Annotated in this window: 2 protein-coding genes; both read right to left on the reverse strand. The window is 69.1% G+C overall.

The window, feature by feature from the left end; translation table 11 throughout:
• The coding region (gene secF / locus ATM97_RS00025) for a protein translocase subunit SecF (protein WP_255586476.1) at positions 1–1114 on the reverse strand (1114 nt) is incomplete at its 3' end.
• Positions 1111–2392, reverse strand: a 1282-nt coding sequence (gene secD, locus ATM97_RS00030) for a protein translocase subunit SecD (protein WP_255586478.1), incomplete at its 5' end; no start/stop codon positions are given. The genes secD and secF, both read right to left, overlap by 4 nt.

Below are 2392 nucleotides of genomic sequence, written 5' to 3' on the forward strand. Positions count from 1 at the left end.
GACGCGGACCGCGCGGCACGCCCGCGGCGGCGCCGACCGGCACCCGGGCACCGGCCGGGCCCGCGGCGCGCTTGGCCAGCACCTTCTTGGTGTGCGCGGCCACCGGGCCCCAGCGCTCCTTGATCGACACCAGCACCGGGACGGCGAGGAAGATCGACGAGTAGGCACCGACGATCATGCCGACCAGCTGCACCAGCGCGAGGTCCTTGAGCGTGCCGACACCGAGCAGCCAGACCGCGATCACCAGCATGCCGATGATCGGCAGGATGCCGATGACGGTGGTGCTGATCGAGCGCATCAACGTCTGGTTGGCGGCGAGGTTCGCCTGCTCGGCGTAGGTGCGCTTGTTCAGGTGCAGCACGCCACGGGTGTTCTCCTCGACCTTGTCGAAGACCACGACGTTGTCGTAGAGCACGTAGCCAAGGATGGTGAGCAGACCGATCACCGCGGCCGGGGTGACCTCGAACCCGACCAGCGAATAGATGCCCGCGGTGACGATCAGGTTGAAGAACAGCGACACGATCGCCGCGATCGACATGTCCCGCTCGAAGCGGATCGCGATATAGATCATCGTGAGCGCGACGAACACCCCCAGCGCGATCAGCGCCTTGTTGGTGATCTGCCCGCCCCAGGTTTCGCTGATCTCGGCGATGCTGATCGCGTTGCGGCTGACCTGGCCGTCGGAGTCCTTGGGCTGGAACGCGTCGAACAGCGCGCTCTGCACCTGCTCGGTCTGGGCCGCGTCCAGGGTCTCCGAGCGCACCTGGATGGTGGCCGAGGCCCCGGAACCGACCTTCTGCACCGACACCGGGCCGTGGCCCAGGGTCTGCGCGTAGACGTCCTCCACCTGCTGGGTGGAGATGTCGGAGGCCGGGATCTGGATGCGCGAACCGCCGGCGAAGTCGATGCCGAGGGTGAAGCCGCGCACCGCGATGCTCAGCACCGAGATCAGCAACAGGGCCGCCGCGATGCCGTAGAACAGCTTGCGGCGGCTGACGATCGGGAAACCGCCGGTGCCGGTGTAGAGCCGCTCGAAGAACCCGTGCTTCGGGGTCTGCGACGCCTCGGCCTGGTCCAGGTACACCGACTCGTCGGTGGGATGGGCGTTGGTCATCGTGACATCTCCTTCGGCCTGGCCTGGCCCGCGGCGCGTTCCCTGGCGATCTGCTGCACCGAGCCGAGACCGTTCACCGACGGCTTCGCCCAGAACGGCGAACGCGAGACGATCATCATCAGCGGCGCGGTGACCAGGTAGAGCACGATCACGTCGAGGACGGTGGTGATACCGAGGGTGAAGGCGAAGCCCTTCACCTGACCGGCGGCGAGCAGGTACAGCACGACCGAGGCGATCAGGCTGACCGTCTTACCGGACAGGTTGGTGCGCTGCGCCCTGGCCCAGCCGCGCGGCACGGCCGAGCGGAAACTGCGACCCTCGCGCATCTCGTCCTTGATGCGTTCGAAGAACACGACGAACGAGTCCGCGGTGAGACCGATACCGATGATCAGACCGGCGATGCCGGCCAGGTCGAGGGTGAACCCGATCCAGCGGCCGAGCAGCACGATGATGCCGTAGACGGCGACACCGGCCGCGATCAGCGAGAACCCGGCCAGCAGGCCGAGCATGCGGTAGACGAACAGGCAGTACAGCAGCACCGCGATCAGGCCGATCGCGCCGGCCAGCAGACCAGCCTTCAGCGAGGACAGGCCCAGCGTCGCCGAGACCGTCTCCGCCTCCGAGGTCTGGAACGACAGCGGCAGCGAGCCGTACTTGAGCGTGTTGGCCAGCTCCGCGGCGCTGTCGGCGGTGAAGCTGCCCGAGATCGAGGTGCGGCCGCCGAGCTGCGGACCCTGCTGCACCTGCGGCGCGCTGACGACCTTCGAGTCGAGCACGAACGCGACCCGCTTGTAGACGTACTCGCCGGTCAGCGCGGACCAGGCGTCCGCACCCGAGGACTTGAACTCCAGGTTCACCTCGTGGCGGGCCTGCTGGGAGTTCAGGCCGGAGGTCGCGTCGGCGATCTCCTGGCCGTCGATGCGGCTCGGGCCGAGCAGGAACACCTCGGTGCCGTCCTGCGAGCAGGTGACCAACGGCAGCGCCGGGTCGTCGTTGCCCGCCAGCGGGTCGGGCTTGGTGCAGTCCATGCTCGCCACGGCGACCTGCTGTACGGACTGGTCGGTGCTCTGCCGCAGCGCCTTGGCGTCGGCGATCTCCTTGGCCTGCTGCTGCTGGGTGGAGGTGCCACCGGGAGCCGGGGTCGGCGTCGGCGGTGCCTGCGCCGGGAACACCCGCGACTGCGGGGCCGGGGTGGTCGGCTCGCCCGCCGCCGGAGCGGTGGTCTCGCCGGGCGCGGGCGCGCTCGTGGTCGGCGTCCCGCCCTGGGCCGGCGGCACC

Source organism: Nocardia sp. MH4 (assembly GCF_019266065.1).
GTDB classification, from domain to species: domain Bacteria; phylum Actinomycetota; class Actinomycetes; order Mycobacteriales; family Mycobacteriaceae; genus Nocardia; species Nocardia canadensis.